General features: G+C 61.2%; 20 protein-coding genes. 9 read left to right on the forward strand and 11 right to left on the reverse strand.

All coding sequences use genetic code 11. From position 1 onward, the window contains the following. Positions 1-157: 157 nt before the first annotated feature. Positions 158-649 (reverse strand): CYTH domain-containing protein, encoded by a 492-nt coding sequence (locus LKX83_RS29720; RefSeq protein WP_227886521.1) that lies wholly within the window; start codon positions 647-649, stop codon positions 158-160. 143 nt (positions 650-792) lie between these two features. Here LKX83_RS29720 and LKX83_RS29725 point away from each other — a divergent pair, with 143 nt between their 5' ends. Beyond that, positions 793-1179: a hypothetical protein gene (locus LKX83_RS29725; RefSeq protein ID WP_227886522.1), complete on the forward strand. Its 387-nt coding sequence runs from the start codon at positions 793-795 to the stop codon at positions 1177-1179. Positions 1180-1485: 306 nt separating this feature from the next. Here the strand turns inward: LKX83_RS29725 and LKX83_RS29730 are convergent, their stop codons facing one another. Beyond that, a complete protein-coding gene (locus tag LKX83_RS29730; protein ID WP_227886524.1) occupies positions 1486-2115 on the reverse strand; it encodes a YfbR-like 5'-deoxynucleotidase in 630 nt (209 codons plus the stop codon). 236 nt (positions 2116-2351) lie between these two features. Between LKX83_RS29730 and LKX83_RS29735 the strand changes: the two genes are divergently transcribed. Beyond that, positions 2352-3464 carry an FUSC family protein gene (locus LKX83_RS29735; protein ID WP_227886526.1) on the forward strand — a complete coding sequence of 371 codons (1113 nt, stop codon included), beginning with the start codon at positions 2352-2354 and terminating at the stop codon, positions 3462-3464. 9 nt (positions 3465-3473) lie between these two features. Here the strand turns inward: LKX83_RS29735 and LKX83_RS29740 are convergent, their stop codons facing one another. Next, on the reverse strand, positions 3474-4241 hold the full coding sequence (locus LKX83_RS29740) for an alpha/beta fold hydrolase (RefSeq protein WP_227886529.1): 768 nt from the start codon (positions 4239-4241) through the stop codon (positions 3474-3476). 123 nt (positions 4242-4364) lie between these two features. Between LKX83_RS29740 and LKX83_RS29745 the strand changes: the two genes are divergently transcribed. Together LKX83_RS29745 and LKX83_RS29750 are read left to right on the forward strand one after the other, a co-directional pair. Beyond that, positions 4365-5312 carry a helix-turn-helix transcriptional regulator gene (locus LKX83_RS29745; protein WP_227886530.1) on the forward strand — a complete coding sequence of 316 codons (948 nt, stop codon included), beginning with the start codon at positions 4365-4367 and terminating at the stop codon, positions 5310-5312. A gap of 174 nt (positions 5313-5486) precedes the next feature. After that, a complete protein-coding gene (locus LKX83_RS29750) occupies positions 5487-5891 on the forward strand; it encodes a hypothetical protein (protein WP_227886531.1) in 405 nt (134 codons plus the stop codon). Positions 5892-6030: 139 nt separating this feature from the next. On the opposite strand, the gene LKX83_RS29755 is transcribed toward LKX83_RS29750, so the two are convergent. From LKX83_RS29755 to LKX83_RS29765, 3 genes are all read right to left on the reverse strand, one after another. After that, a complete protein-coding gene (locus tag LKX83_RS29755) occupies positions 6031-7512 on the reverse strand; it encodes an amidase family protein (RefSeq protein WP_227886533.1) in 1482 nt (493 codons plus the stop codon). After that, complete coding sequence (locus LKX83_RS29760; RefSeq protein ID WP_227886535.1) at positions 7509-8093, reverse strand: GNAT family N-acetyltransferase; 585 nt, start codon at positions 8091-8093, stop codon at positions 7509-7511. The genes LKX83_RS29755 and LKX83_RS29760 overlap by 4 nt, the downstream gene beginning before the upstream one ends. 87 nt (positions 8094-8180) lie before the next feature. Continuing rightward, on the reverse strand, positions 8181-9452 hold the full coding sequence (locus LKX83_RS29765) for an alpha-L-fucosidase (RefSeq protein ID WP_227886537.1): 1272 nt from the start codon (positions 9450-9452) through the stop codon (positions 8181-8183). 334 nt (positions 9453-9786) lie between these two features. Here LKX83_RS29765 and LKX83_RS29770 point away from each other — a divergent pair, with 334 nt between their 5' ends. Genes LKX83_RS29770 through LKX83_RS29780 form a run of 3 tightly spaced genes read left to right on the forward strand, consistent with a single transcriptional unit; the run spans position 9787 to position 11076 of the window. Further along, positions 9787-10422 (forward strand): hypothetical protein, encoded by a 636-nt coding sequence (locus LKX83_RS29770; protein ID WP_227886538.1) that lies wholly within the window; start codon positions 9787-9789, stop codon positions 10420-10422. Next, positions 10419-10973: an accessory gene regulator ArgB-like protein gene (locus LKX83_RS29775; RefSeq protein WP_227886540.1), complete on the forward strand. Its 555-nt coding sequence runs from the start codon at positions 10419-10421 to the stop codon at positions 10971-10973. Before LKX83_RS29770 ends, LKX83_RS29775 begins: the two co-directional genes overlap by 4 nt. Beyond that, on the forward strand, positions 10954-11076 hold the full coding sequence (locus LKX83_RS29780; protein WP_227886542.1) for a cyclic lactone autoinducer peptide: 123 nt from the start codon (positions 10954-10956) through the stop codon (positions 11074-11076). Before LKX83_RS29775 ends, LKX83_RS29780 begins: the two co-directional genes overlap by 20 nt. Before the next feature lie 206 nt (positions 11077-11282). On the opposite strand, the gene LKX83_RS29785 is transcribed toward LKX83_RS29780, so the two are convergent. The 5 genes from LKX83_RS29785 to LKX83_RS29805 form a co-directional block, all read right to left on the reverse strand. After that, on the reverse strand, positions 11283-12887 hold the full coding sequence (locus LKX83_RS29785; protein ID WP_227886543.1) for a response regulator: 1605 nt from the start codon (positions 12885-12887) through the stop codon (positions 11283-11285). A 99-nt stretch (positions 12888-12986) separates the two neighbouring features. Next, a complete protein-coding gene (locus LKX83_RS29790; RefSeq protein ID WP_227886544.1) occupies positions 12987-14741 on the reverse strand; it encodes a cache domain-containing sensor histidine kinase in 1755 nt (584 codons plus the stop codon). Between the two features lie 179 nt (positions 14742-14920). Then, the gene (locus tag LKX83_RS29795; protein ID WP_227886545.1) at positions 14921-16465 is read right to left on the reverse strand and encodes an ABC transporter substrate-binding protein; all 1545 of its coding nucleotides are present in this window, start codon (positions 16463-16465) and stop codon (positions 14921-14923) included. 51 nt (positions 16466-16516) lie between these two features. Further along, on the reverse strand, positions 16517-17407 hold the full coding sequence (locus tag LKX83_RS29800) for a carbohydrate ABC transporter permease (RefSeq protein ID WP_227886548.1): 891 nt from the start codon (positions 17405-17407) through the stop codon (positions 16517-16519). A 24-nt stretch (positions 17408-17431) separates the two neighbouring features. Next, positions 17432-18403 carry an ABC transporter permease gene (locus LKX83_RS29805; RefSeq protein WP_227886550.1) on the reverse strand — a complete coding sequence of 324 codons (972 nt, stop codon included), beginning with the start codon at positions 18401-18403 and terminating at the stop codon, positions 17432-17434. A 252-nt stretch (positions 18404-18655) separates the two neighbouring features. On the opposite strand from LKX83_RS29805, the gene LKX83_RS29810 reads away from it, so the two are divergent. Both LKX83_RS29810 and LKX83_RS29815 read left to right on the forward strand, forming a co-directional pair. Beyond that, on the forward strand, positions 18656-19642 hold the full coding sequence (locus LKX83_RS29810) for an alkaline phosphatase family protein (RefSeq protein ID WP_227886551.1): 987 nt from the start codon (positions 18656-18658) through the stop codon (positions 19640-19642). Then, a complete protein-coding gene (locus LKX83_RS29815) occupies positions 19635-20648 on the forward strand; it encodes a metallophosphoesterase family protein (RefSeq protein ID WP_227886553.1) in 1014 nt (337 codons plus the stop codon). The genes LKX83_RS29810 and LKX83_RS29815 overlap by 8 nt, the downstream gene beginning before the upstream one ends. Positions 20649-20739 lie beyond the last annotated feature (91 nt).

Genomic DNA, 20739 nt, shown 5'->3' on the forward strand with positions numbered 1-20739 from the left:
TTACCAGCAGCGGGTTGCGTAAAAGTTGTGTCCACTTTCTTGACTTAGGTACACTTTGGCCGCTGGAACCGCCTCACACCCGCTAGCACGCCAAAAAAGCTGCTCCCTTTCGGTCGACGACGACCTTGGGAACAGCTTTTTCATTTGAATGTCGACATTACTTGCGCTGCTGCAGCGATCGCCACACCGTCTTGTTGCTGTACGTCTTGTCCCCGCTGATGTCGCGGCCAAACCAGTCCGGCGCGACAAACGCGTGCGCCGCCTCGACCGAATCGAACTCGACCTCCAGGACGGCGAGGTCCAATTGGTCGTAGCGGTCGATCTCCACGACGAGTCCTTCCCATTCCGCCGTCGTGCGCATTTTAGTCAGCGCCACGGCGCCGACCGCTTCGGCTACTTGTGCGTAGAGGCTTTCGGAAATGGCGTACTCGATTTCCTCCCGCGCCAGTCCGGTCCCGTTCTTGAACGTATGCGTATACGCGCGCTTCCCCGTCCGCAGGTCCGTGATCCTGCGGATACGCAGCTCCTGGCTGTCGTCAATCGCGATGTACGTCTGCTCGATCCGCTGCTCAGACCGGACCGCTAGCCTTTCCCGAACCGTCTCGGGCAGCTCGGGCAGCAGAAATTTTCGTTCGATTTCCATGCTCATTTCGTCAGCTCTCCCCATTCCTCTGCTAGCCCCTATTATAACGCTCAAAGTGCCTGCATCGCGAATCGGAAAAGAGGATCCAAGCGCCTCACATTTATGATACGCTCTAATCAACTCGATCTGCAGAACTAGCAAATGGAGGGATGCGGAATGAATACCGTCGAATCTTCGCTTGTATTAGACATCGCGGGAGTGCTAGCCACCAATTTTTCCCCTCCTTTTGGCCGGCGCTGGCCGACGATTATCACCTCTCGCTGGAGAAAAGGCAGATCAAGCAGCAGCTATGGACGGGCGCGATTAGCGTAGACGAACTCTGGCGCACGCTAGGCGAAATGTTCCCCGCTATCCCGATCGACGAGGCCAAGCAGCGACTGACTCCGGGCGCTCCCGTCTTGTTCGTCGACGACCAAGAGAAAAATTTGGCCTCCGCCCGGAGCCTCGGTTGGAACACCATGCTCGCAGACGATCAAGGAGATTGGAGACGAGAAGCAGAAGCTTGGTTGACTAAGCCATCCGAAAAGCATCCCTAACCCGTTCAAACCGCCCCGGCGATGTACTAGGCGTATTATGCGTCAATCCAAAGTGCCATATGGCTTCATGGACGCGCACTTCTTCCGGCTGGCCCACGAGGCAATCGTCCGGGAGGGATGCCGCTTAAGACCATGCTCGCTTCCTTTCTGGTCGGCCTTTGGTCGACGGAGGCCTGTCCTTCATGTCGGATCGATGATGACGGGGACGGCGGTCCATCGGCCTGCTCCTGTTTTCTCTTGAAGCGAGCCGGCGGCCAATGTCATCGTTTTGGCACAGCGGGAAGGGAGGGAAAAAAACTGGGGAGGTTATTTCGCTAACGCTTCATCGGTAATCCGGGCGATATCGATCGGGGAGCGGGAACCTTCGCGGACCAAGTCGGGGAGGATGTTTTCGAGGAAATATTTCACGCAGTGAAGCTTGATTTCCTTGATTTTGATCAAGGCGTTCCGGTACATCACGATAAATTCCTTCTCCAGGTTTCCGCGCTGCAGCTCGGCGAACGCTTCGTAGATCTGATCCATTTTGTCGGCGACCTCGAGAATTTGTCCTTCCACCGATTCGTCCTTTCCTTCGCGCAGTTGTCTGCGAAAGATCGGCTTCAGCTCCTCGGGAATGTGGTCGTCGATGAAGTGGTCGACCATTCCTTCCTCCACCTGCTGCAGCATAGCCCGAAGCTCGAGCGAGTAGTGCTTCACGGGCGTCTTGATATCCCCGATGAAAATTTCGCCGTAGTCGTGGCTGCTCGTAATTTCGTACAGCTTTTTCCAATCGATGGCGACGCCGTTGCTTTCCTCGATGTCCGCGAGCGTCTTGGCATACTGTACGACTTTCCAAGAATGCTCCGCAACGCTGTGGTCCTGAAATTTGAACTTGCCCGGGCAGCGAATGATCCGCTCCAGATCGGTCAGCGATTGAAAGTAAGTGTGAATGCCCATAGCGGAGTTCCCTTCTGCATGGTGGATTGGCGTTCCACGTACAGTATACCTCCGGTTCGTTAATGGACGATAAACCCGGGCTGGTAAATGTTGCGGAGGGTCAAACGTATGGAAATAAGCGAGAAGCGGCACGCGCCGCCAACCCTCCTCTCCCCAGCCCGTGCGCATCGGCTCCCGAACGGGTAATAGAGAGGACAAACACAAGCTTCCTGCGGGAAAGCAAGGAGGGATAGACCATGTCGCCGCTCGGCGGAATGACCGGACTCTCCCGCAAAGGAGAGTCCGCCGCGCGTATCCTGAAGACGGCCGTCGCCGCCGCGGCCGCTTGGGAGATCGCGCAGGCCTTCGGGTCGAAGCACCCTTTTTTCGCGCCGCTCGCGGCCGTTCTCTGTCTGCAAGTGACTGTGGAAAAATCGCTTCGCAAAGGCTTTCAGCGGGTCGTCGGCATTTGCATCGGCGTCCTGCTGGCCAGCGTCTTCACGCGAGAGATCGGGATCGGAGGCTGGAGCATCGGCTTGCTCATCCTGATCGGACTGATGATCGGGCGGCTGTTCCGCCTGCCCGAGTATGCCTATACCCAGATCGGCGTCAGTGCCCTGCTCGTGCTGACCGTCGGAGAAGACGCGACGTACGGGCTGGACCGGCTCGCGGAAACGGTCGTCGGCGCAGCCGTCGCTGTCGGCGCCAACCTGGCGATCGTCCCGCCCGACTACAGCCGGAGCGCCGCGGCCTCGCTGTCCCGGGCGGCCGAAGCGTTCGCCCGCCATAGCCGGCTGCTGTCGCGATGGGTCGGCGCGGGTGCGAACGGCGACGAAGGCGAGCATCTTCGGCGATCGGCGGCCGAGCTGAACGATGAGATCCGCCAGGCGGCAGACCGACTGGAGCAGAGCATGCACGCTCTGAAGTTCAGCCCGTTTCTGCGCAGGCGCCGGGGGCGGCTTCGACGGCTCCGGCAGCGGATGCAGAAGCTGGAGCTCGGGTATCTCCACGCCATGGAAATGCAGCGTATCCTGCTCGAACGCAGCCAAGCGGGACCGCTCGAAGAGCCGGAAAGGCGGAGATGGCGCCTCTTCTTCGGCCATTTCGCCGACGGGATCGAAAGGTGGTCAAACCTGGCGAACCGGTCGGAGACCGGCGGCGATAAGCGGTGCTTTGCGAGCATGGAGCCCGATCTGCCAACCTTGACGAAGGCGATTTTCGAAGATGCGCTGATCCTGGAAGCGCGCCAAATGCTGGACGACTTCGACGGCGCGGATCGCCGTCTCGAACGGCTGGCTCCCGAGACGAGCGTCGCATTCGGCCGCATTTCGGACGGCAGAAGCCGCGGGCACGATTTGGCGGAAAATTGACACCTCGGGTTAAACCGTCGCGAGACCGGCCCGGAACGCCCGCAAAATCTCGCCCAGCCCCCTCGGATCGCCCAGCATCGGCAGATGCCCCGTATCCAGGCTGCGGACGTCGTCCGGTGCGAGATTCGACCGCATCCGATCCTGCAGCGCCGGCGCGATCTCCCGGTCCCGCGTCAGCTTCACGTACAGCTTCGGGACGTTGGGCACCGGCGCTTCGGCGCGGTCCGTGTAGACGCGAACGGACTCGGGCGAGAAATCCCGCACGATGACGTCAGCCCGTTCGGGCGGCAGATCGCCGCACAGCCCCGACCTGATCGCGGAAGCCGGGGGGCGCGTCCCCGTGCGCGGCAGCAGGACGGACAACAGCAGCCGCTTGGGCCAAGGCAGGGCGGACAAGAACGAGCCGCCCGCCCGCGGAACGACCGCGCCGACGGCCGCCAAGCCGGCGACGCGGTCCGGCAGCTCGGCCGCGAGCCGAAGCGCCGGCACGCCTCCGAGCGAGTGCGCGACGAGCACGAAGCGCTCCGTCTCCCAAGCCTCCAACTGCCGCTTCAGCTCCGCCACATAGTCGGTCAAAGTCAGCGCGTGTCTCGCCGCCTCCGGTCGATCGTGCCCGGGATACGCCAACGCGAGACAAGGCGCCGTCAGCGTCCCGATCACTTCATTCCAGATGTCGGGACTCAAGCCCGCGCCATGGAGGAAGGCGTAGCCCACCTCCTTTCGCGTGTCGTCGTGTCCTTGTTTCGGATGTTCCATCTTGTTCGGTTTCCCCATCATCTCGCGTCCTCCTCGGTTCGGTCCCGTTCGGACCGGCTTGGGTCGAGGATACCGCTCAAATAGGACAGATTTCGTCTTATTTGTGTGCTATGATGAAAAAAACGACGGAAGCCGGAGGATGGCATGCCGAAATCGCAACGCCTCATCCAGTTGATCATGATGATCAACGCCAAAAAGACGTTTACCGTTCAGGAGCTCGCGGACGAGCTCGGCCTGTCCACCCGGACGATATCGCGCGATCTGGAAGAGCTGAGCGGGCTGGGCGTGCCGATCTACGCGGTTCAGGGACGCGGCGGCGGCTACCGCCTCCTCCGGGAGCGGCTCCTGCCGCCGATCGCGTTTACGGAGGGCGAAGCCGTCGCGATCTTTTTCGCGTGCCAGTCGCTCGGCTTCTTCGGCTCGCTGCCGTTCGACGAGGGGGCCGCCTCCGCTCTGCACAAGTTCTACCACTACCTTCCCGCCGATACGAAGGAACAGATCGACCGGCTGAAGGATCGGGTGGCAATTTGGAGCCCCGAGCGGGTTATGTCGCCGGACGCGCTGCGGACGCTGCTTCAGGCGCTCATGACAGGCGGCGTCGTCACGATCGCGTACAGATCCGGCGGCGGCCCGACGCGTCGCGATATCCAGCCCATCGGTCTCTATGCCAGTTCGGGCTATTGGTACTGCCCGGCGTACTGCTACCTGCGTCGGGAAATCCGCCAGTTTCGCGCCGACCGCATCGTCTCAGCCGCGCTGAACCCGGATCATCCCGGGTCGCCGGATATCGCGGAGCTGACCCTGTGGAACGCGATGCCGGGACGAACCGGGGCGGCGGGGACGGTCGATTTCGAGATCGAACTGACGTCCCGCGGCGTTTGGACGCTGGCGTCCGACAACCGCTTCGGCCCCGCGATCGTGCGCCGGCCGGACGGCAGCGGATCGGCCTCCGTCCGTATCGCAGCTTCGGATGTCCGATTCTACGCGGACTTGGCCTGGCGGATGGGCGAGGAGGCGAGGGTCGTCGCGCCTGCGGAAGCCGTCGAGTACGTGCGCGGCAAGATCGAAGCGATGCGCACAAGATACGCGTAACCCCCGACGAAGGAAATGCGCCCTCGCGCATCGAATAAGTTGCTGACGTACCCAAGCAAAAACGACTCCGCCGTCTTCAAGGAAGATGGCGGCACGTTTTTATCGGAGACGGATCAGTGAAGATTAGGTGAACTTATCCTTTCTAATCCGTTAAAAAAGCGCCGGAGGGATTCGATGTCGGGAGAATGGACGCTCGTACAATGGGCGGCGATGCTTAGCGCGATTTTGTTCGCGGGTCTCGCCGTCTTTCAGATTTTGCTCTTTCTCGGCCGGCCGCTCGGCGCCTATAGCTGGGGAGGCCGGCATCCGGGCGTCCTGCCCCCGCGGCTCCGCCGTCAGAGCTTGCCGGCCGCCGTCGTGCTCGCGCTGATCGGCCTGGTCTTCCTCTCGCACGGAGATGTAGTCTCGATCGGATTGCCGTTTCCGGCAACGCGCGTCATGATGTGGATCTTCACGGCATTTCTAGCGCTCAACACGCTGGGGAACCTGGCTTCGGCCAGCCCGCAGGAAAAGCGGACGATGGCGCCGATCTCCGGCGTCCTCTGCCTCATCGGACTCTACATCGCCATCGCGGCGTAATCCGCCGCCGCACCTCGCCTCGCAGAAGAACCGCGGCGATGGCGAAAAGCAACCAAGCCCGCCTGACGCCAGGCGGGCTTGGTTGCTTGATCCCGTTTACTTTTTACGTACCGAACGATCGTCCGAATTGGCGGGCAGCTCAGAGTGAAGGCGGCGCACGATGCCGGGTCGCCTGCTCGAAGCCATACGCCAGTCTAAGGAGCGTAGGCTCGCTGTAGGCGGCGCCTACGAAGGTGATGCCTTGCGGCCCTCTCGTCGGGTACCCTTCGGAGGCGAGCGCATCGGTGTCTGCGTAGCCGCCCGGCACCGTGACGCTCGGATAGCCGGCCCGCGCGGCCAGATCCGAGCCCCCTTCGTCGCCGAGGAAGAGCAGCGCGTCCAGCCGATGCTCCGCAAGCGCGTGGTCAATGCCCCGGCTTCGCGCCATCTCGCGGCTGCGCCGCAAGCTGTCGATGTATTCCGGCTCGGTCAGCGTGCCGCTCGTGGACGTCTCCGCGTATTCCATCACGTCCTGGCCGTATTTCAGCGCCCGATCCGCATGGGCTGCGTTGAAGGCGATGACGTCCCGCAGCGTGCGGACGGGCACGGCCGGGTCCAGACGGGACAAGTAGTCGTTGATTCCCCATTTGAATTCGTAGCGGAGCACGTGCCAATCCCACTCCGAGGCTTCGCTTGGCAGCGAGACCGGATCGATAATGACAGCGCCCTCGCGGCGGAGCGCGTCGATGGCCGCCTCGAAAACGGACAGCCGGACCGCGTCCAGCTCCCGGCAGTAATACCGCGGGATGCCGATCCGCGCCCCGCGCAGCCCGTCCGCCCGGAGAAACGGCGTATAGTCGCGGTACGCGCGCTCCGGGTGCTCCAACGTCGTAGGGTCGCGCGCGTCAGCGCCCGTCAGCGCGCCGAGCACGATCGCGGCATCCGTCACGGTGCGGGCCATCGGCCCCGCCGTATCCTGGCTGCGCGTGATCGGGATGATGCCCGACCGGCTGACCAGCCCGAGCGTCGGCTTAATGCCGACGAGCCGGTTCCAGCTGGCCGGGCTGATGATCGAGCCCGACGTCTCCGTGCCGATCGACGCGGCGCACAGATTCGCCGCGACGGCGGCCGCCGACCCCGAGCTGGAGCCGCCCACGAACAGCTTGCCCGGCCCGTACGGATTCAACGTTAGACCGCCTCGCGAGCTGTATCCCGCCCACATCGAGCTCGACATGTAGTTCGCCCACTCGGTCATATTAGCCTTGCCAAGAAGTACCGCTCCCGCTTCCCGCAAACGGACGGCCAGGAAAGCGTCCGCCGGCGCGATCGAATCGGCCAACGCCAGAGACCCTGCGCTCGTGTGCATGCGGTCATGCGTATCGATGTTGTCCTTCAGCACGATCGGGATGCCGTGCAGCATGCCGCGGCTCCCTCGCTCCCGGCGTTCCCGGTCCAACGCCTCGGCGATCTCGAGCGCATCCGGATTCAACTCCAGAATCGAGCGGAGGAGCGGATCGTAGGCGGAGATGCGCGCCAAATAGCCGCTTACAATCTCGACCGAGGTGGCCCGGCCTTGCTCCATCGCGGCCTGCAGCCGCGGAATGTCGATTTCGACCAGCCAATCCGCCAGTTTGTTCGTCATGCTCCAGACTCCTTTCCTTCGGATGGATCCCCTGCGGGGACTTCCCGGTCGCGGTCCGCGTACTCCTGCTCCAAGATCGAATAGAGAAAGGAGTCGTGCCAGGCCCCTTTGTGCCGCATATGCTCGCGCAGCCTGCCCTCGTATTGCATCCCGATATGCCGCATCACTTTGGCGGAACCGATGTTGCCCGGCCGGCACGTCGCGTAGATGCGATGAAGCCCGAGCGTTCCGAAGCCGAAGCGCAGCAGCGCCTCGGCCGCTTCGGACGCGTAGCCCTGCCGCCAGTAGTCGCGGTTCAGGCAGTAGCCGATCTCGCCCTGCAACGGCTCCGATACGTGAAGACCGCAGCCGCCGATGAGCGTCCCGTCCTCCCGCAGCGTCATCGCCAGCTCGTAGCCGGACCGGGGCTGCGCTAGCCGCATCTCCCGCACCAGCTCCAGATAGCCCCGCGTATCCGCTTCCGCGTTCGGCCCCCAGATCGTATGCTCGGTCACGAGCGGATCGGATGCGTAGCGATGGACCGCCTCCGCATCGTCAGGCTCGTACTCCCGTAGAAGCAGCCGTTTCGTCTCCAATCTCATCCGCCTCGCCCCGCTTTCCCGCGAAGCTTGCACTTCGCCGATTTCCCAGATTATAGGGCATTCCTTCCGGGCGGGGCAATCGTTTTTTTAGATGCGACGCCGCTGATCCGCCGTCACCGGTCCCGTTCCCGCATCGTATGCGCGCAGAGAGCGAACGATCGGCTCCCCTTCGGCTTCGAGAACGCGCAGCCGCACGGCCGACGCCGGCGCGGGCGGGAACGCGTCGATCTTCTTGTGCCCGACGGCGCTCCCGCGCACGAGCTCTCTCCACGCTCCGTCTATCCGCGCTTCGATCGCGTAAGACCGGATCCGCTCGCCGTGCCGGATCTCTTCCTGAAGCACGACGTGATCCAGCGTCGTCTCCTCGCCGAGCTCCAGCAGCAGCTCCCGCCCCGTCCCGCTCGTCTGCGCCAACGGAACGGCGAAGCGCCTGCGGATCTCCTCGCCCAGCTCCAGTACGCGCCTCGCGTCCGCCTCGGGCAGCAAGCCGCGGTCGTCGGGCGCGACATTGAGCAGCAGGTTGCAGCCGTGGCCGACCGAGCGATAGTAGACGTCGATCAGGTGCTCCAGCGTATGCAGCCGGTCCTCGGCACCCGGATGCCAGAACCAGTGTTGCTCGCGAATCGGCACGTCGCACTCCGCCGGCACCCACTTGGGCGTTCCGTCCAGCCACCCGGCGCTCGCATGCGTAAACATGCTGAGCCTCGCCGCCTCGGCCGTATTCCAGCACGGATACGGGGCGACGCCGTCTTCGTTGCCCACCCAGCGGATCGTCGGAGCGCCCATGTTGAATACCAGCGCTTCCGGCTGATGGGTCCTCACGAGCGCCATGATCCGTGGCCAGTCGTATGCCCGCCCTTCGGACCCCGCGCCGTCGAACCATACTTCCATGAGCGGGCCGTAGCCGGTCAGCAGCTCCGTGAGCTGCGCCGCGTAAAAGTCGTCGTAGGCAGCCTTGTCCGCATACTTCGGCTCGTGCCGGTCCCACGGGGACAGGTAGAGGCCAAAGCCGATTCCCTCCTCCCGGCAGGCATCCGCGCACGCCCGCACGACATCTCCTCGGCCGTTTAACCACGGGCTTGCCGCGACCGAGTAGTCCGTCGTCGCCGTCGGCCACAGGCAGAAGCCGTCGTGATGCTTGGCCGTCAGGATGAAGTACTTCATCCCGGCCCGCTTGGCCGTGCGTACCCACTGACGCGCGTCGAAGGCGGTCGGGCGGAAGCGCTCCGGCGAATCCCGCCCCTCTCCCCACTCCTGGTCGCAAAACGTATTCATGCCGAAGTGGCAGAACATGCCCATCTCCAGGTCCTGCCATCTGCGCTGCGCTTCCGAAGGGCGCGCTCCCCGATACTCGCTCATTTGCATTCGCTCCTTCCCGTTTTTGAATCGCTTTTCGCTTGCCGCCCTCTCCCCGGGACCGCCGGACGGGGAAATGCGACTATACTCCCGCTTTCAATGCCGGTTTCATAGAAAGATAAGATTGACTTCAATAATCTGCCAATGCTATTTTGAGAATGAGCGGCCTTTCCTGCTAGGAGGGCCTCAGCCTTAGGTACATATTCATATTTTCGGTTCGCGTTTTCACCGGATCTGTCGAACGCTCGACAAGCCGCCCGTCAACGAGACCCTGACAACCCGAACTCGGGGAGGATGTACCGCCTGTTCAGGCGTGCAAATAGAGGGGACCACATCCATGTACGATTTGCTATTCGTCGTTTTCTCCACCGTCGAAGCCTTTTCGATGTTTACCATCATGCTGCATCTCTTTCGCTTCGACGTGCGAAACTACTACAAGCAGCTGCTTGCCATGTCCTTCCTCATGTCCATGTTCAGCCTATCGATCTGGAAGGAGCTGCAGTTGTCCGACTACGCCCCCCTCATTTCGATCGTCATCTTTACTCTTTTTATCTTCTTTACGCTGCGCGTCTCGATCGTAGGTTCGGTTATCGTCGTCTTGTTCGGCTATATCTCGTACGCGTTGGTTCAGACGCTGGTCCTGCTGGGGATGGAAGGATACGAAACCACCTCGATCTTCTATCCGTCCGATCACCGCGTCGAGGGATATATTCTTCAGGCCGTCTCCTCCGCGATCACGCTATTAATCAGCCAAGCTTTGTACAAGCGGGGTTACGGGTTCACTTTTCCCCTCGATCGCTTCAAGTGGCGAGACGAATGGGAGAATCGGATCATGTTCGTGATCTTGTGCGCGGGCATCCTGTTCGTCGCGCTGATCCCCACGTTCAAGAACTCCTTGCTCTGGGTCGTGCTCGTTTGCATTTTCATTCTCGCCTTCCTCATCTACTTATACATTCAGAAGGAGAAACGATGATCGAACGCCTTTCCGCAAAGCTGGCCCAGTCGCTCAAGGACGCCATCCCGGATCATCCCGCTTCCGTCGCCAAGCTGAAGTTCGGGATTCATATTCTTCTCAACACCGTCCTGACGATCGGCGTCGCCGTCGTTCTCGGACTCTTGATCGGCGATCTGGCGGGCGTCATGACCGTGCTGTTCGGCTTCGCCTTGCTGCGGGCCTTTTCGGGCGGCATTCATGTGAAGATCGCCCTGCTGTGCATCGTCGTGTCGGCCGGCGCCGCCGCCTTGCTGGCCTTGACGAGGGAGCTGTCGCTGCCGCAGCCCGTCTTCGGCTGGATCAGCCTGATCAGCTTGCTGCTGGTGCTCGTCTACGCGCCGTCCCGAATCGCCGGCCAGACCCGGATTCCCAGACGCTTCTACCCGCATCTCAAGGTTCTGTCGCTGCTTATCGTCGCCTCGAACTTTGTCATACGGTCCGACTTGCTCGCGATCGCCTGGTTTGTGCAAGCCTTAACGCTGATTCGGCCCTGGAAAGGAGGTGAACACCGTGCGCAAAAATCTGCTTAAAGCCGCAGCAACGCTGATCGGCGCCATCGCCGTCCTGGCTGTAGCCCCTGCCAGCTTCGTCTGGGTCAATCAACCGGAAGTACCTGCCGAGCTGCTCGAATAGTCGGCGATGCCGATGGGCCATGCCGGGCTGTCGGTCGAAAGACGGAAGGCGGATTCTTCAGTCCCCGCGGGATGGAATGCGTACTCGGCTGCGAAGGCAGTCCTGCCGCACCTTGCCCAGGATGACGGATTCCGCCTTTCGATCGTTCCGGGCTCGCCGCGGACCCGCACGGAAGGGAGTCGATTTGCCATCCCCGGGTTCCCGATTCACCCGCCCGAGATGCCGGACAGCTTGCGAAGCTGCTGGGGATTGGCTTGATGGACTTTTCGAAACATCTTGGAGAAGTAGGAAAAGTTGCTGTACCCGAGCGAGCGCGCGATCTCGGAAATCGGGATCGAGGAGTGGGCGATCAGCTCCTTGGCGATTCGCATTCGCTCGTTCAGCAGATAATCGGTAATGCTCATGCCCACCTCTTTCTTGAACAATCTGGACAGATATGCGGGATTCAAATACGCGAACTCGGCCAGCATCTCCCTGGTGATGTTCTCTCCGAGATGATCGGCGATATAGGCGCGTACCCTCCGGATTACGGATTCATCCTGATCCAGACAGCGGTGAACGGCCGCGATGAGCTTCACGCCCCGCTCCTCCAACTGCTCCACCGTGCGCGGCGGCGCTTCGGCCTGCTTGACGTCGGCATCGTGCAGCAGCCGATGCGCGGAAAGTCCTTTCTTTTGCAGGAGATAGTGGATCATCTGCAGAAAGCCCAGATAAAAGGCGTCGAGGACGCTCGCTCCGAAGCGGCGGTCCGTGGCCAGCTCCCGCAGACGGCTGCGCAGCTGCCGGATGAGCTCTTCCTCTTTGCCGTGCTCGAGCAAAAGCGCCCAGGCCGCAAAATCTGGCAGCCTATGGTCCGGTACGGGATCCCCGGTCTCGTCGCGCAGCCAGCTCAATTGATTGGACTCGCTCAGATTGTTGTATTCCATGGATAACAGCGACTTGTACATCGCGGTCAATGCTGGCAGCGTCACAGGCTCGCCGATATAACACGAGACGGAGCAGTTCAAATATCGCGCGCAAGCGTCGATGAATCGGCCGCATCGATCGCCGATTCCGTCCCGCAGCGCGTCCGCCTCCGCCGGAGAGACGTAAAGGAGCGCGATTTCGACGCCGTGCTTCGTATGGACGACCTCGCCCCGCGACCCCGCGACCACAAGCTCTGACGCCGTTTGCCGAACCGCATATTCCATGACCTCTTCGTCCCGCGTGCTGAGCTCCCGTTTCCAGTTCTCCACGCTGATCAGCACCGGCAGCACCCGGTCCTCCGATTGCAGGACGATTCCGTACTCTGCGGGGAGGCTCTCCGCCTCCTTCTCGCGAACGACGATCCGCTCGGCCAGCACGTCATACCAGAACCGCTCGCCGAGCAGCGTCTTTTTTTTCGTCCACAGCTCGTAATAAGGTTCGTACCGCTCGGCCCGGACCCGCTCGCTGCGCTTGTCCTCCACGGCCCGAATCGCGCGCCCCAACGTTTCCGTCATGGCGTCGAACTCGACGGGTTTCATGATGTAGTCGAAGCTTCTGAGCTGAATGGCTCTCTGCATGAAGCGAAAATCGCCGTGCGCCGTCAGGAAGATCGTCTCCGTGTACGGGGAATGGGCGTTGACCCACTCGAGCAACTCGATTCCCGTCCCCTTCGGCATCTCGATGTCGCAGATCATGACGTCGATCTGGTGACGTTCGTAGATCTTCACCGCTTCCCTCATGTTGTATGCCTCGTAAACGGCCGTAACGCCCAAACCGCCCCAGTCGATCGCATCCTTCATCCCCATGACGGCATATATCTCATCATCCACGATCAATACGTGCATGCGGTCCACCTCCGGCAAATCGGAATCGAAGCCAGACGGCTTCGCGGTCTAAAACGTCGGGACGACGCGTTCGGCGGCGAATCGCGGGCATCGAGATGGCTAACCCGTCTGTTCGCGCGGCAGATCCGCCTGCGCGGGAGCCTGAACGGGAAGGTCCAGCTCGACCAGCGCGCCGCCCTCCACGTCGTTGCCGAACGTCAACCGAGCCTCGCGCCCGTACAGAATTTGCAAGCGGTGATAGCTGTTCCAGATGCCCAGATGCTGGTCGTCGGTGCGGCCGAAGTAGCTGCCGTCCCTGAGGCTGTTCAAGACATCCGGAGGGAATCCACTTCCATTGTCGGCGATGCGGATGCGGCAAATCCCCAGGGCGGGGTCCCGAACCGCTTGAATCTCGACGTGGAACGGCTCCTCCATGAAATCGAAGCCGTACTTGACCGCATTCTCGATAAAGGGCTGCACGAGCAGCGGAGGCACCGGAACCTGCTTCACGTCCTCCTCGACGGCGATGCGGTACGTGATGCGGTCGGGAAAGCGAACCTGCTGGATGCGCAAATAGCTGTCCATGTGCTCCATCTCTTCGGCGAGCATAACGAATGATTGGCCCGTCTTCGTCGTAAAGCGAAAGTACTTGACCAGGTTGAGGCACATCGCCTGGATCACGGCGAAGTTTTTGATCTGCGCCAGATTGTAAACGACGTTAATGCTGTTCAAAAGAAAATGCGGATTGATCTGCAGCTGCAGATGCTTCAGCTCGGCCTGCTGCGCGCGAATCCGTTCTTCGTATACGTGAATTTTCAGCTGCTGAATCTGGTACGCCATATCGTTGAACGTCTCGTTGACCGACAGAAACTCGCGCGATGGCGATCGATTCAGCCGGAACTTCCAATCTCCGCGCTTCAGCGTGCGCATCGCCTTCACCAGCTCGTTCATCGGACGGATGATGACGCCGTTCAGATAGATGAGATAGAGCAAAAGCAGCGCGAAGGCGAACGGCGGCACCCAGACGAGGAACGCGCGGAAGCGGGCCAAATTTTGAAGCATCCCCTGCTCGGGAATGAAAGCGGCCAGTGCGACGTCCGTCGAGGCGATCGGATTGCTGACGACGACGTAGGTGTCCCGCTCGCCCTTCAGACGCTCGTACTTCGCCTGCAGGTCGATGACGGGCGGCTCCTTGAAGCTGCCCGTTCCGAAGCTGTCCGAAACGGCCTTGCCGCTTCCATCGACGAACGCCGCAAAGCCCTCCCGGCCGAGCTGGATGAGCTCCAGCGGCACCATGAGGTGGTCGAGCCGAACCCAGGCGCCCAGATCATCGCCGAACCCCGACTTGACGAGGCGGATCAGCCCGGGTTTGCCGCCGCAATCGGCTACCTTCCACTCCGTAAACAACGGACTGTCGGGTCTCGCCTCGTCCAACAAATCCGCGATGCACATCTTCATCGCCATCGTCTCGTCGTAGGTGTCGGCAGGGATGGGGGTATGGATCAGATCCCGGTGCGCCTTTACGTAAACGAACTGAACGTCGGAGCTGCTGTTGAAACGGTGGTTGCGGGTCAATCCGTTCAGAATGCGAAGCTTGGTCAGCGCGTACTCCGTCGAGTTATACGCCATTTTGTTCAGCGACAAAATGTCCGCATCGTCGGAGGCGAGATTGTACAGGAAGTTGCTTTCCCTCCCCAGCGCGGTCTGGATCTGGTTCGAGTATAGCGCGATCATGCTCTTGTTCGACTCCGCCGCCTGCTCGCGGACGGAGTTGGACGCCGTATAGTTGCTGTAAAGCAGAAGACAGACGAGCGGCAGCGCGATCATGACGAAGCCTAAGCTTAACTTGAACCGGAGCGAGCGTCTTGGATTCATCGTCGTTGTCCCGCCTCTTCCCGATCGGTAAAGTAATCGCTATAGCGTCATTATGACATATCCCTTTGCGACTAGTCACAACGGATTGTCCGGCCACTACCGCAAGGAAAGGAAAGCCCGCGCCGATCGCAAGTAAAAACGGGGCTGGACGAATTTCGTCTCCAGCCCCTCCTTCCGCTTTACTTCTTGTTGGTTTTGGCCCACTCGTCCAGTTGGCGCTGCGTCTCTTCCAAAATTTTCTGGTAGCCCGCCGCATCCCGCTTGGCTTTGTATTTGGCGATCGTGGAGTCGACGTCGACCGCGCCCGCGTTCAGCACCGCCTGGAACTCTTTGTCGACGTTGCCGACGGCGGCGAGCTCGGCCTTGACCGGCGTCTCGTCGAAGGTGAAGCCGAGGGCGATGGAGCGTTCGGCGCTCTCGTTGAACTTCTCGAACTGCTGCCACTTGTCCGGGTCTTCGTTGGCCCACAGATAGGAGTTGAATTGGTTGCCGAACATCCATCCGCCCGGGCTCGGGTAGCCTTGGTTTTCGGCCGTGACGCCTTCCGGATAGTCGATGACGTTGTCCGACTTTTTCACGTAATGCTTGCCTTCGATGCCCCAATCCAGCATGTTGAGCAGCTTCGGATCGGTATAGAGCAGATTGAGGAACATCATGGCCCGTTCCGGATCCTTCGAGGTCCGCGAGATGGCGAGCATGGCGCCTTGAGCCTCGCCCGTCGTCGTGTACGGTTTCGCCGTCTCGACCTGGACGAGCGGCACGCCGGTCGAGACCGACATCTCCTTGTCCTTGCCCGGCTTGAGCGACTGGCCGATGGCGAACGCTTTGCGGGCTTTGATCATGTTCATCGCCTGATCGCTGTCGTCCGACGTCACGACGTCCTTGTCGAACCAGCCGTTCAGGTTCCACTGGCGCATACGTTTGCGAAACGCGATGAACTTCGGATCCGTCAAGTCGTCGATGACCTTCAATTCCTTGCTGTCGCGGGAGAGTTTGCCGTCGTAGTTGGCCGCGCCCCACGTGTTCGCGAAGCGGTTGCTGACGACCGGCACGACGCCGGGTTCCTTTTCCTTGATCGTCTTGAACATGTCTTCCATTTGTTCGAGCGTCTTGATGCCTTCGATGTCGAAATGATATTTATCGACGAGATCCTTGTTCAGCAGGAAACCGAAGCCTTGGGCGAACTCCTTTTTCGTAGGTACGGCATACAGCTTGCCGTTGATCTTGGCGCCGGTCAGGAAGTCGTTCCCCAGAATGCCCGGAATCCCCTCCCCGTACTTGGACATCAGGTCCGTCAGCTCCAGGAACTGCCCCTTCGACACGTCTTGGCCGTAGGAGAACCAGCCGGCGGTAAAGATGAGGTCAAACGCTTCGCCGGAAATCTTCATCAGATTCGTCTTGTCCGTCCAGGAGCCCCAGTCGATCGGCTTCAGCTCAATGGTGGCGTTGATTTTCTCCGTTAAATACTTGCTCATTTCGTCCTGCACGAGCGTCAAATCTTTCGGAATCGATCCCGGGTAAATCAACGTAAGCTTGTACGGCTTGAGATCTGCATGGTCCCCGGCCTGGTTCGCGGATCCGGCGGCCGAATCGCCCCCCGTCGCCGGCGAAGCGCCCGCCGCACCGTTCTTGCCGCCGTCATTGCTTCCGCAAGCGGACAGGACCATCATGGTTCCCAACAGGAGGAACGTCAACTTCCGAGCCTTCTTTTGCATGTGCGCCATTCCCTTCTTCTCCTTATCTAGAGCTTCTATGAAATCGAGCAGCAACGCAAGTTAACCTTTGACTGCGCCGCTGGTGATGCCGCTAATGTAGTATTTCTGGAAAAACGGATACGCGACGAGAAGCGGGGCGATCCCGATCATGGCAAGCGCCATGCGGACGGTCTCGGTCGGCATCGAGGCGATCAGCTCGCCGGCCTGGCTGGACGTCTCCGCCTTCATGATCAGAAACTGGACGTTGTTCAGCGTCTTGGTCATCAGATATTGGATGTTCATGAGCCCCGGCGTATCGACGAAGAGCATGCAGTTGTACCAGTCGTTCCAATAGGCGAGCAAATTGAACAGGCCGATCGTCGCCATGATCGGCGCCGAAAGCGGAACGACGAGCTTCAGGAAAACCGTCAACTCGCTTGCGCCGTCGATGGTGCCGGATTCGACGACCGATTCCGGTATCGTGCCCGCGAAAAAGCTCCGCATCAGCAGGACGTTGAAGGCGCTGAGCAGCAGGTTCGGAATGATCATGGCAAGCAGCGTATTTTTGAGGCCGATCATCGTGACATAAGTGATATACCAAGGAACCATGCCTCCGCTGAACAGCATCGTGAAAAACAGCAGGAACGACAACGTGCGGCGCAGCGGCAAATCCCGGCGGGACAGCGGGTATGCGAACAGCGCGGTGATGAGCACGCTCGCGACCGTCCCGATCAGGGTGACGAGAATCGTCACGCCGTACGAGCGGGCGATCTGACTGAAGTCGTTGAACAAAAACCGATAGGCCGCAAAGTTAAGCTTGCTGGGGATCAGCGCGTAGCCTTGCTGCAGAATCGAGCTTTCGTCCGTGATGGAGACCATGAACACGAGCAGAAACGGCAGCAGGGAAGCGATCGTGAACAGCCAGAAGAACAGATGAATGAGCGGAATCCGCATCCTCGCGGCAAGCGGCATCGGCGAAAGCCTCCTTCGGGTGAATTAGAATAACGCGTCTTCCTTGCTGATCCGCCGGACGGCGAGGTTGGCGCCCAGAATCAGAACGAAACAGACGACCGATTGGTAGAAGCCGGCGGCGGCGGACATGCCGATATCTCCGCGCATGATCATCGCCCGATAGACGTACGTGTCGATCGTGTTGGTCGTGGGCAGCAGCGGACCGGAGTTCATCGGCACCTGGTAAAACAATCCGAAGTCCGAGCGCATGATCGAACTGATCGCGAGCAGCGTCATGACGATGATGACCGGGGCGATGAGCGGCAGCGTGATACGCGTCATCTGGCGCCACTTGCTCGCCCCGTCGATCGTCGCAGCTTCGTAATATTCCTTGTCGATGCCGATGATGGCGGCGAAATAGATAATGGCGAGATAGCCGACGTTTTTCCAGGCGTTCACGACGACGAGGATATAGGGCCAGTAAGCGGGCTCGTTGTACCAGGAGATGGCGCCCGCCCCGAACCATTTCGCGATCTGCCGGTTGACGAGGCCGCTGTCGACATTCAGGAAGCTGTATACGAGGTAGGCGACGACGACCATCGAAATGATGTGGGGCAGCAAAAAGGTGCTCTGGTAGAACCGGGTGATCGCCCTCTCCTTGATCTCGTTGACGAGCAGCGCGGCGAGCAGCGCCAGGACGAGATTCACGACGATGAAGGCGGCGTTGTAGAGAATCGTATTGCGCGTAATCAGGTAGGCGTCGGGAGAGTGAAAAAGGAACTTGAAGTTGCCCGTCCCCGCCCAGGGACTGCCCCAGATGCCCTGCACGTAGTTCAAGTCCTTGAAGGCGAGGATGACGCCGTACATCGGAATGTAGTTGTTCATGATCAGGTACGCGAGTCCGGGGAGCGTCATGAGCAGGAGGGCTCGGTACTTTTTGACCTTTTTCCAGAAGATCCGGGAACGGCTCGAAGCGGCTGTGGCGGTCGTGATCGGTGTCGAAGAGAGCGCTGCCATTCGGGTTCATCCTTTCGTGTGCTGACCTCTTGGACCCATTATAGGGGCCGTTCCGAATGGGCCACTACTAGGATGGTGACCGATCGATGCGACGCTGGTGACCTGTTGGGGCAAACGGCGGTTCGGCGTATTGACGTGCTCGCAGCGCGTTCGTATGCTAGGGGCGAAAGCAGGCCCGGCCGGCGCCGCCATCTTGGGTAGCGCCGGCGCCCGCAGAGGGCTTTTATTTTTAACGGTGAGGAGCAATGCCAGATGGAGGAAAGACAGACGATTCGCCGCGTATTCATCCTCGGTATGGACGGGGCGGGGAATTTCGTGCGGGAGGCGGCGACGCCCCATCTCGACGCGTGGTTCGCGCGCGGCGCCTACACTTACTTCGCGCAAGCGGAGCTGCCGACGATCAGCGCCGAATGTTGGGGCTCGGTGCTGCACGGCGTGAAGCCGGAGCGCCACGGGCTGACCAACGAACGGGTTGCCGAAGCGCCCTATCCGCCCGATTCTTCCTTCCCTTCGCTCTTTCGGCTCGTCCGCGAACGGGAACCGGACGCCAAGCTGGCTTCCTTCTCCGGATGGGGACCGATCAATAACGGCATGATCGAAGATGGGCTTGGCGTGCATAAAGTCTCGCTGCCGGACGCGGAGCTCGTGCCCGCTCTGCTCGGTTACCTCGACGACAATCCCGATGTCCGCCTGCTGTTCCTCCAGCTCGACGAGCCGGACGGCGCAGGCCATCGCTACGGCTACGGCGCGGATTCGCCGTCCTACCTGGCCGCAATCGGCGTAAGCGACGAGCGGATCGGCCGCGTCCTCTCGCGGATCGAGGCGCTGGATCTCGCGAAAGACAGCTTGATCGTCCTGCTGACGGATCACGGCGGCGGAGGCGCGGACAAGCGCGGACACGGCAGCGCCCATCCGATGGACCGCGACGTCTTCTGGAGCTGCATCGGTCCCGGCGTGAAGAAAGGACCGCTCGCAGGTGCCGTGACGATTGCGGATACAGCCGCGGTTGCCCTGCACGCGCTCGGGCTCGGCGTGCCGGCAGACTGGGACGCGCGGGTGCCGGCGGAACTGTTCGCGGATTCGGGCGCCGACGCGGCGAGCGGCGGAAAGACGGCGGTCTCGGAGGAGAACGGCCTGAAGGCGCGGATTGGCGGAGGACCGGGCCGGACGGACGCCGCGGGCAGAGCTGGCGCCGGCCTGCGCGAGGATGGCTCCCGGGCGGAGGACGGTCGTGTCTAAGGCGCTCCGCTTCGGCCGGGACGGGACGTTTAAGATCGTGCAGTTTACCGATACGGAATTTGCGGCGGAAGACGCAGCCGAGGCCCGGATGGCGGACATGATGCTGCGCATCCTCGAAGCGGAGCGGCCGAACCTTGTCGTCTTCACCGGGGACGTCATCTGCTCCGCCGGCCATTCCGATCCGGCGGGGGCTTTCCGCCGGGCTTGCGCCGTCCCCGAGCGGGCGCGGATCCCTTGGGCGGCCGTCTTCGGCAACCATGACGCCGAAGGGACGATCACAAGGGAACAGCTGCATGTGATGCAGCTGACGTATCCGTACAATTGCGCGATGCCCGACCCGCCGGGCGTGCACGGCTCCGGCAACTTCGTACGGACCGTGCTGGGGCAGGACGGGCAAGCGGCGGCGGCGCTTTATTTTCTGGACTCGGGCAGCTACTCGCCGCTCGAATACGGACGGCTTGGCTTTTACGACTGGATCCGGCGCGACCAGATCGACTGGTATGCGCGCGAGTCCTATCGGCTGACGGCGGATAACCACGGAAAGCCGTTGCCCGCCCTCGCCTTCTTCCATATCCCGCTTCCGGAGTACAACGACGTCTGGGACTTCAACGTTTGTTACGGCGAGCGCGGCGGTCCGTTCAGCTGCGCGCCGTGGGTGAACTCGGGGATGTTCGCGGCGATGATCGAGCAAGGCGACGTCATCGGGACGTTCGCCGGGCACGACCACAGCCACGACTACTGGGGGGACTGGTACGGCATCCGGCTGTGCTACGGACGGACGACGCGGGACGCCTACCTGGACCGCGCCTTTCTCCCCGGCGCGCGGGTCGCCGTCCTGCGCGAGGGGGAGCGCCGCTTCGACACGTGGCTGCATCTAGCGGATGGAACCGTGCTGCGCGATCAGCCGCGACACGAGCCGGTCGGCCGAGCGCCCGACATCGGCGCTTGGGGCATTCGCGATCAGGCGCGAAAAGAAATTACGCGGGCGAAAGATGAACCTCGTTAAGGAAAATCGAGTCGATTGGGCATATTCGCCTCGCCAATGGGGTAAAGGTAGATATTACGCTGAAGAGCTTTTTTGCTTCGTCACCCCGAAA

This window comes from Cohnella baijiui (assembly GCF_020731285.1).
Taxonomy (GTDB): domain Bacteria; phylum Bacillota; class Bacilli; order Paenibacillales; family Paenibacillaceae; genus Cohnella.

Bases quoted from the DNA above. Each gene is read 5' to 3' on its own strand.
- LKX83_RS29720 (WP_227886521.1), bottom strand. From the start codon at position 649: ATGAGCATGGAAATCGAACGAAAATTTCTGCTGCCCGAGCTGCCCGAG.
- LKX83_RS29725 (WP_227886522.1), top strand. From the start codon at position 793: ATGCGGAATGAATACCGTCGAATCTTCGCTTGTATTAGACATCGCGGG.
- LKX83_RS29730 (WP_227886524.1), bottom strand. From the start codon at position 2,115: ATGGGCATTCACACTTACTTTCAATCGCTGACCGATCTGGAGCGGATC.
- LKX83_RS29735 (WP_227886526.1), top strand. From the start codon at position 2,352: ATGTCGCCGCTCGGCGGAATGACCGGACTCTCCCGCAAAGGAGAGTCC.
- LKX83_RS29740 (WP_227886529.1), bottom strand. From the start codon at position 4,241: ATGATGGGGAAACCGAACAAGATGGAACATCCGAAACAAGGACACGAC.
- LKX83_RS29745 (WP_227886530.1), top strand. From the start codon at position 4,365: ATGCCGAAATCGCAACGCCTCATCCAGTTGATCATGATGATCAACGCC.
- LKX83_RS29750 (WP_227886531.1), top strand. From the start codon at position 5,487: ATGTCGGGAGAATGGACGCTCGTACAATGGGCGGCGATGCTTAGCGCG.
- LKX83_RS29755 (WP_227886533.1), bottom strand. From the start codon at position 7,512: ATGACGAACAAACTGGCGGATTGGCTGGTCGAAATCGACATTCCGCGG.
- LKX83_RS29760 (WP_227886535.1), bottom strand. From the start codon at position 8,093: ATGAGATTGGAGACGAAACGGCTGCTTCTACGGGAGTACGAGCCTGAC.
- LKX83_RS29765 (WP_227886537.1), bottom strand. From the start codon at position 9,452: ATGAGCGAGTATCGGGGAGCGCGCCCTTCGGAAGCGCAGCGCAGATGG.
- LKX83_RS29770 (WP_227886538.1), top strand. From the start codon at position 9,787: ATGTACGATTTGCTATTCGTCGTTTTCTCCACCGTCGAAGCCTTTTCG.
- LKX83_RS29775 (WP_227886540.1), top strand. From the start codon at position 10,419: ATGATCGAACGCCTTTCCGCAAAGCTGGCCCAGTCGCTCAAGGACGCC.
- LKX83_RS29785 (WP_227886543.1), bottom strand. From the start codon at position 12,887: ATGCACGTATTGATCGTGGATGATGAGATATATGCCGTCATGGGGATG.
- LKX83_RS29790 (WP_227886544.1), bottom strand. From the start codon at position 14,741: ATGAATCCAAGACGCTCGCTCCGGTTCAAGTTAAGCTTAGGCTTCGTC.
- LKX83_RS29795 (WP_227886545.1), bottom strand. From the start codon at position 16,465: ATGGCGCACATGCAAAAGAAGGCTCGGAAGTTGACGTTCCTCCTGTTG.
- LKX83_RS29800 (WP_227886548.1), bottom strand. From the start codon at position 17,407: ATGCCGCTTGCCGCGAGGATGCGGATTCCGCTCATTCATCTGTTCTTC.
- LKX83_RS29805 (WP_227886550.1), bottom strand. From the start codon at position 18,403: ATGGCAGCGCTCTCTTCGACACCGATCACGACCGCCACAGCCGCTTCG.
- LKX83_RS29810 (WP_227886551.1), top strand. From the start codon at position 18,656: ATGGAGGAAAGACAGACGATTCGCCGCGTATTCATCCTCGGTATGGAC.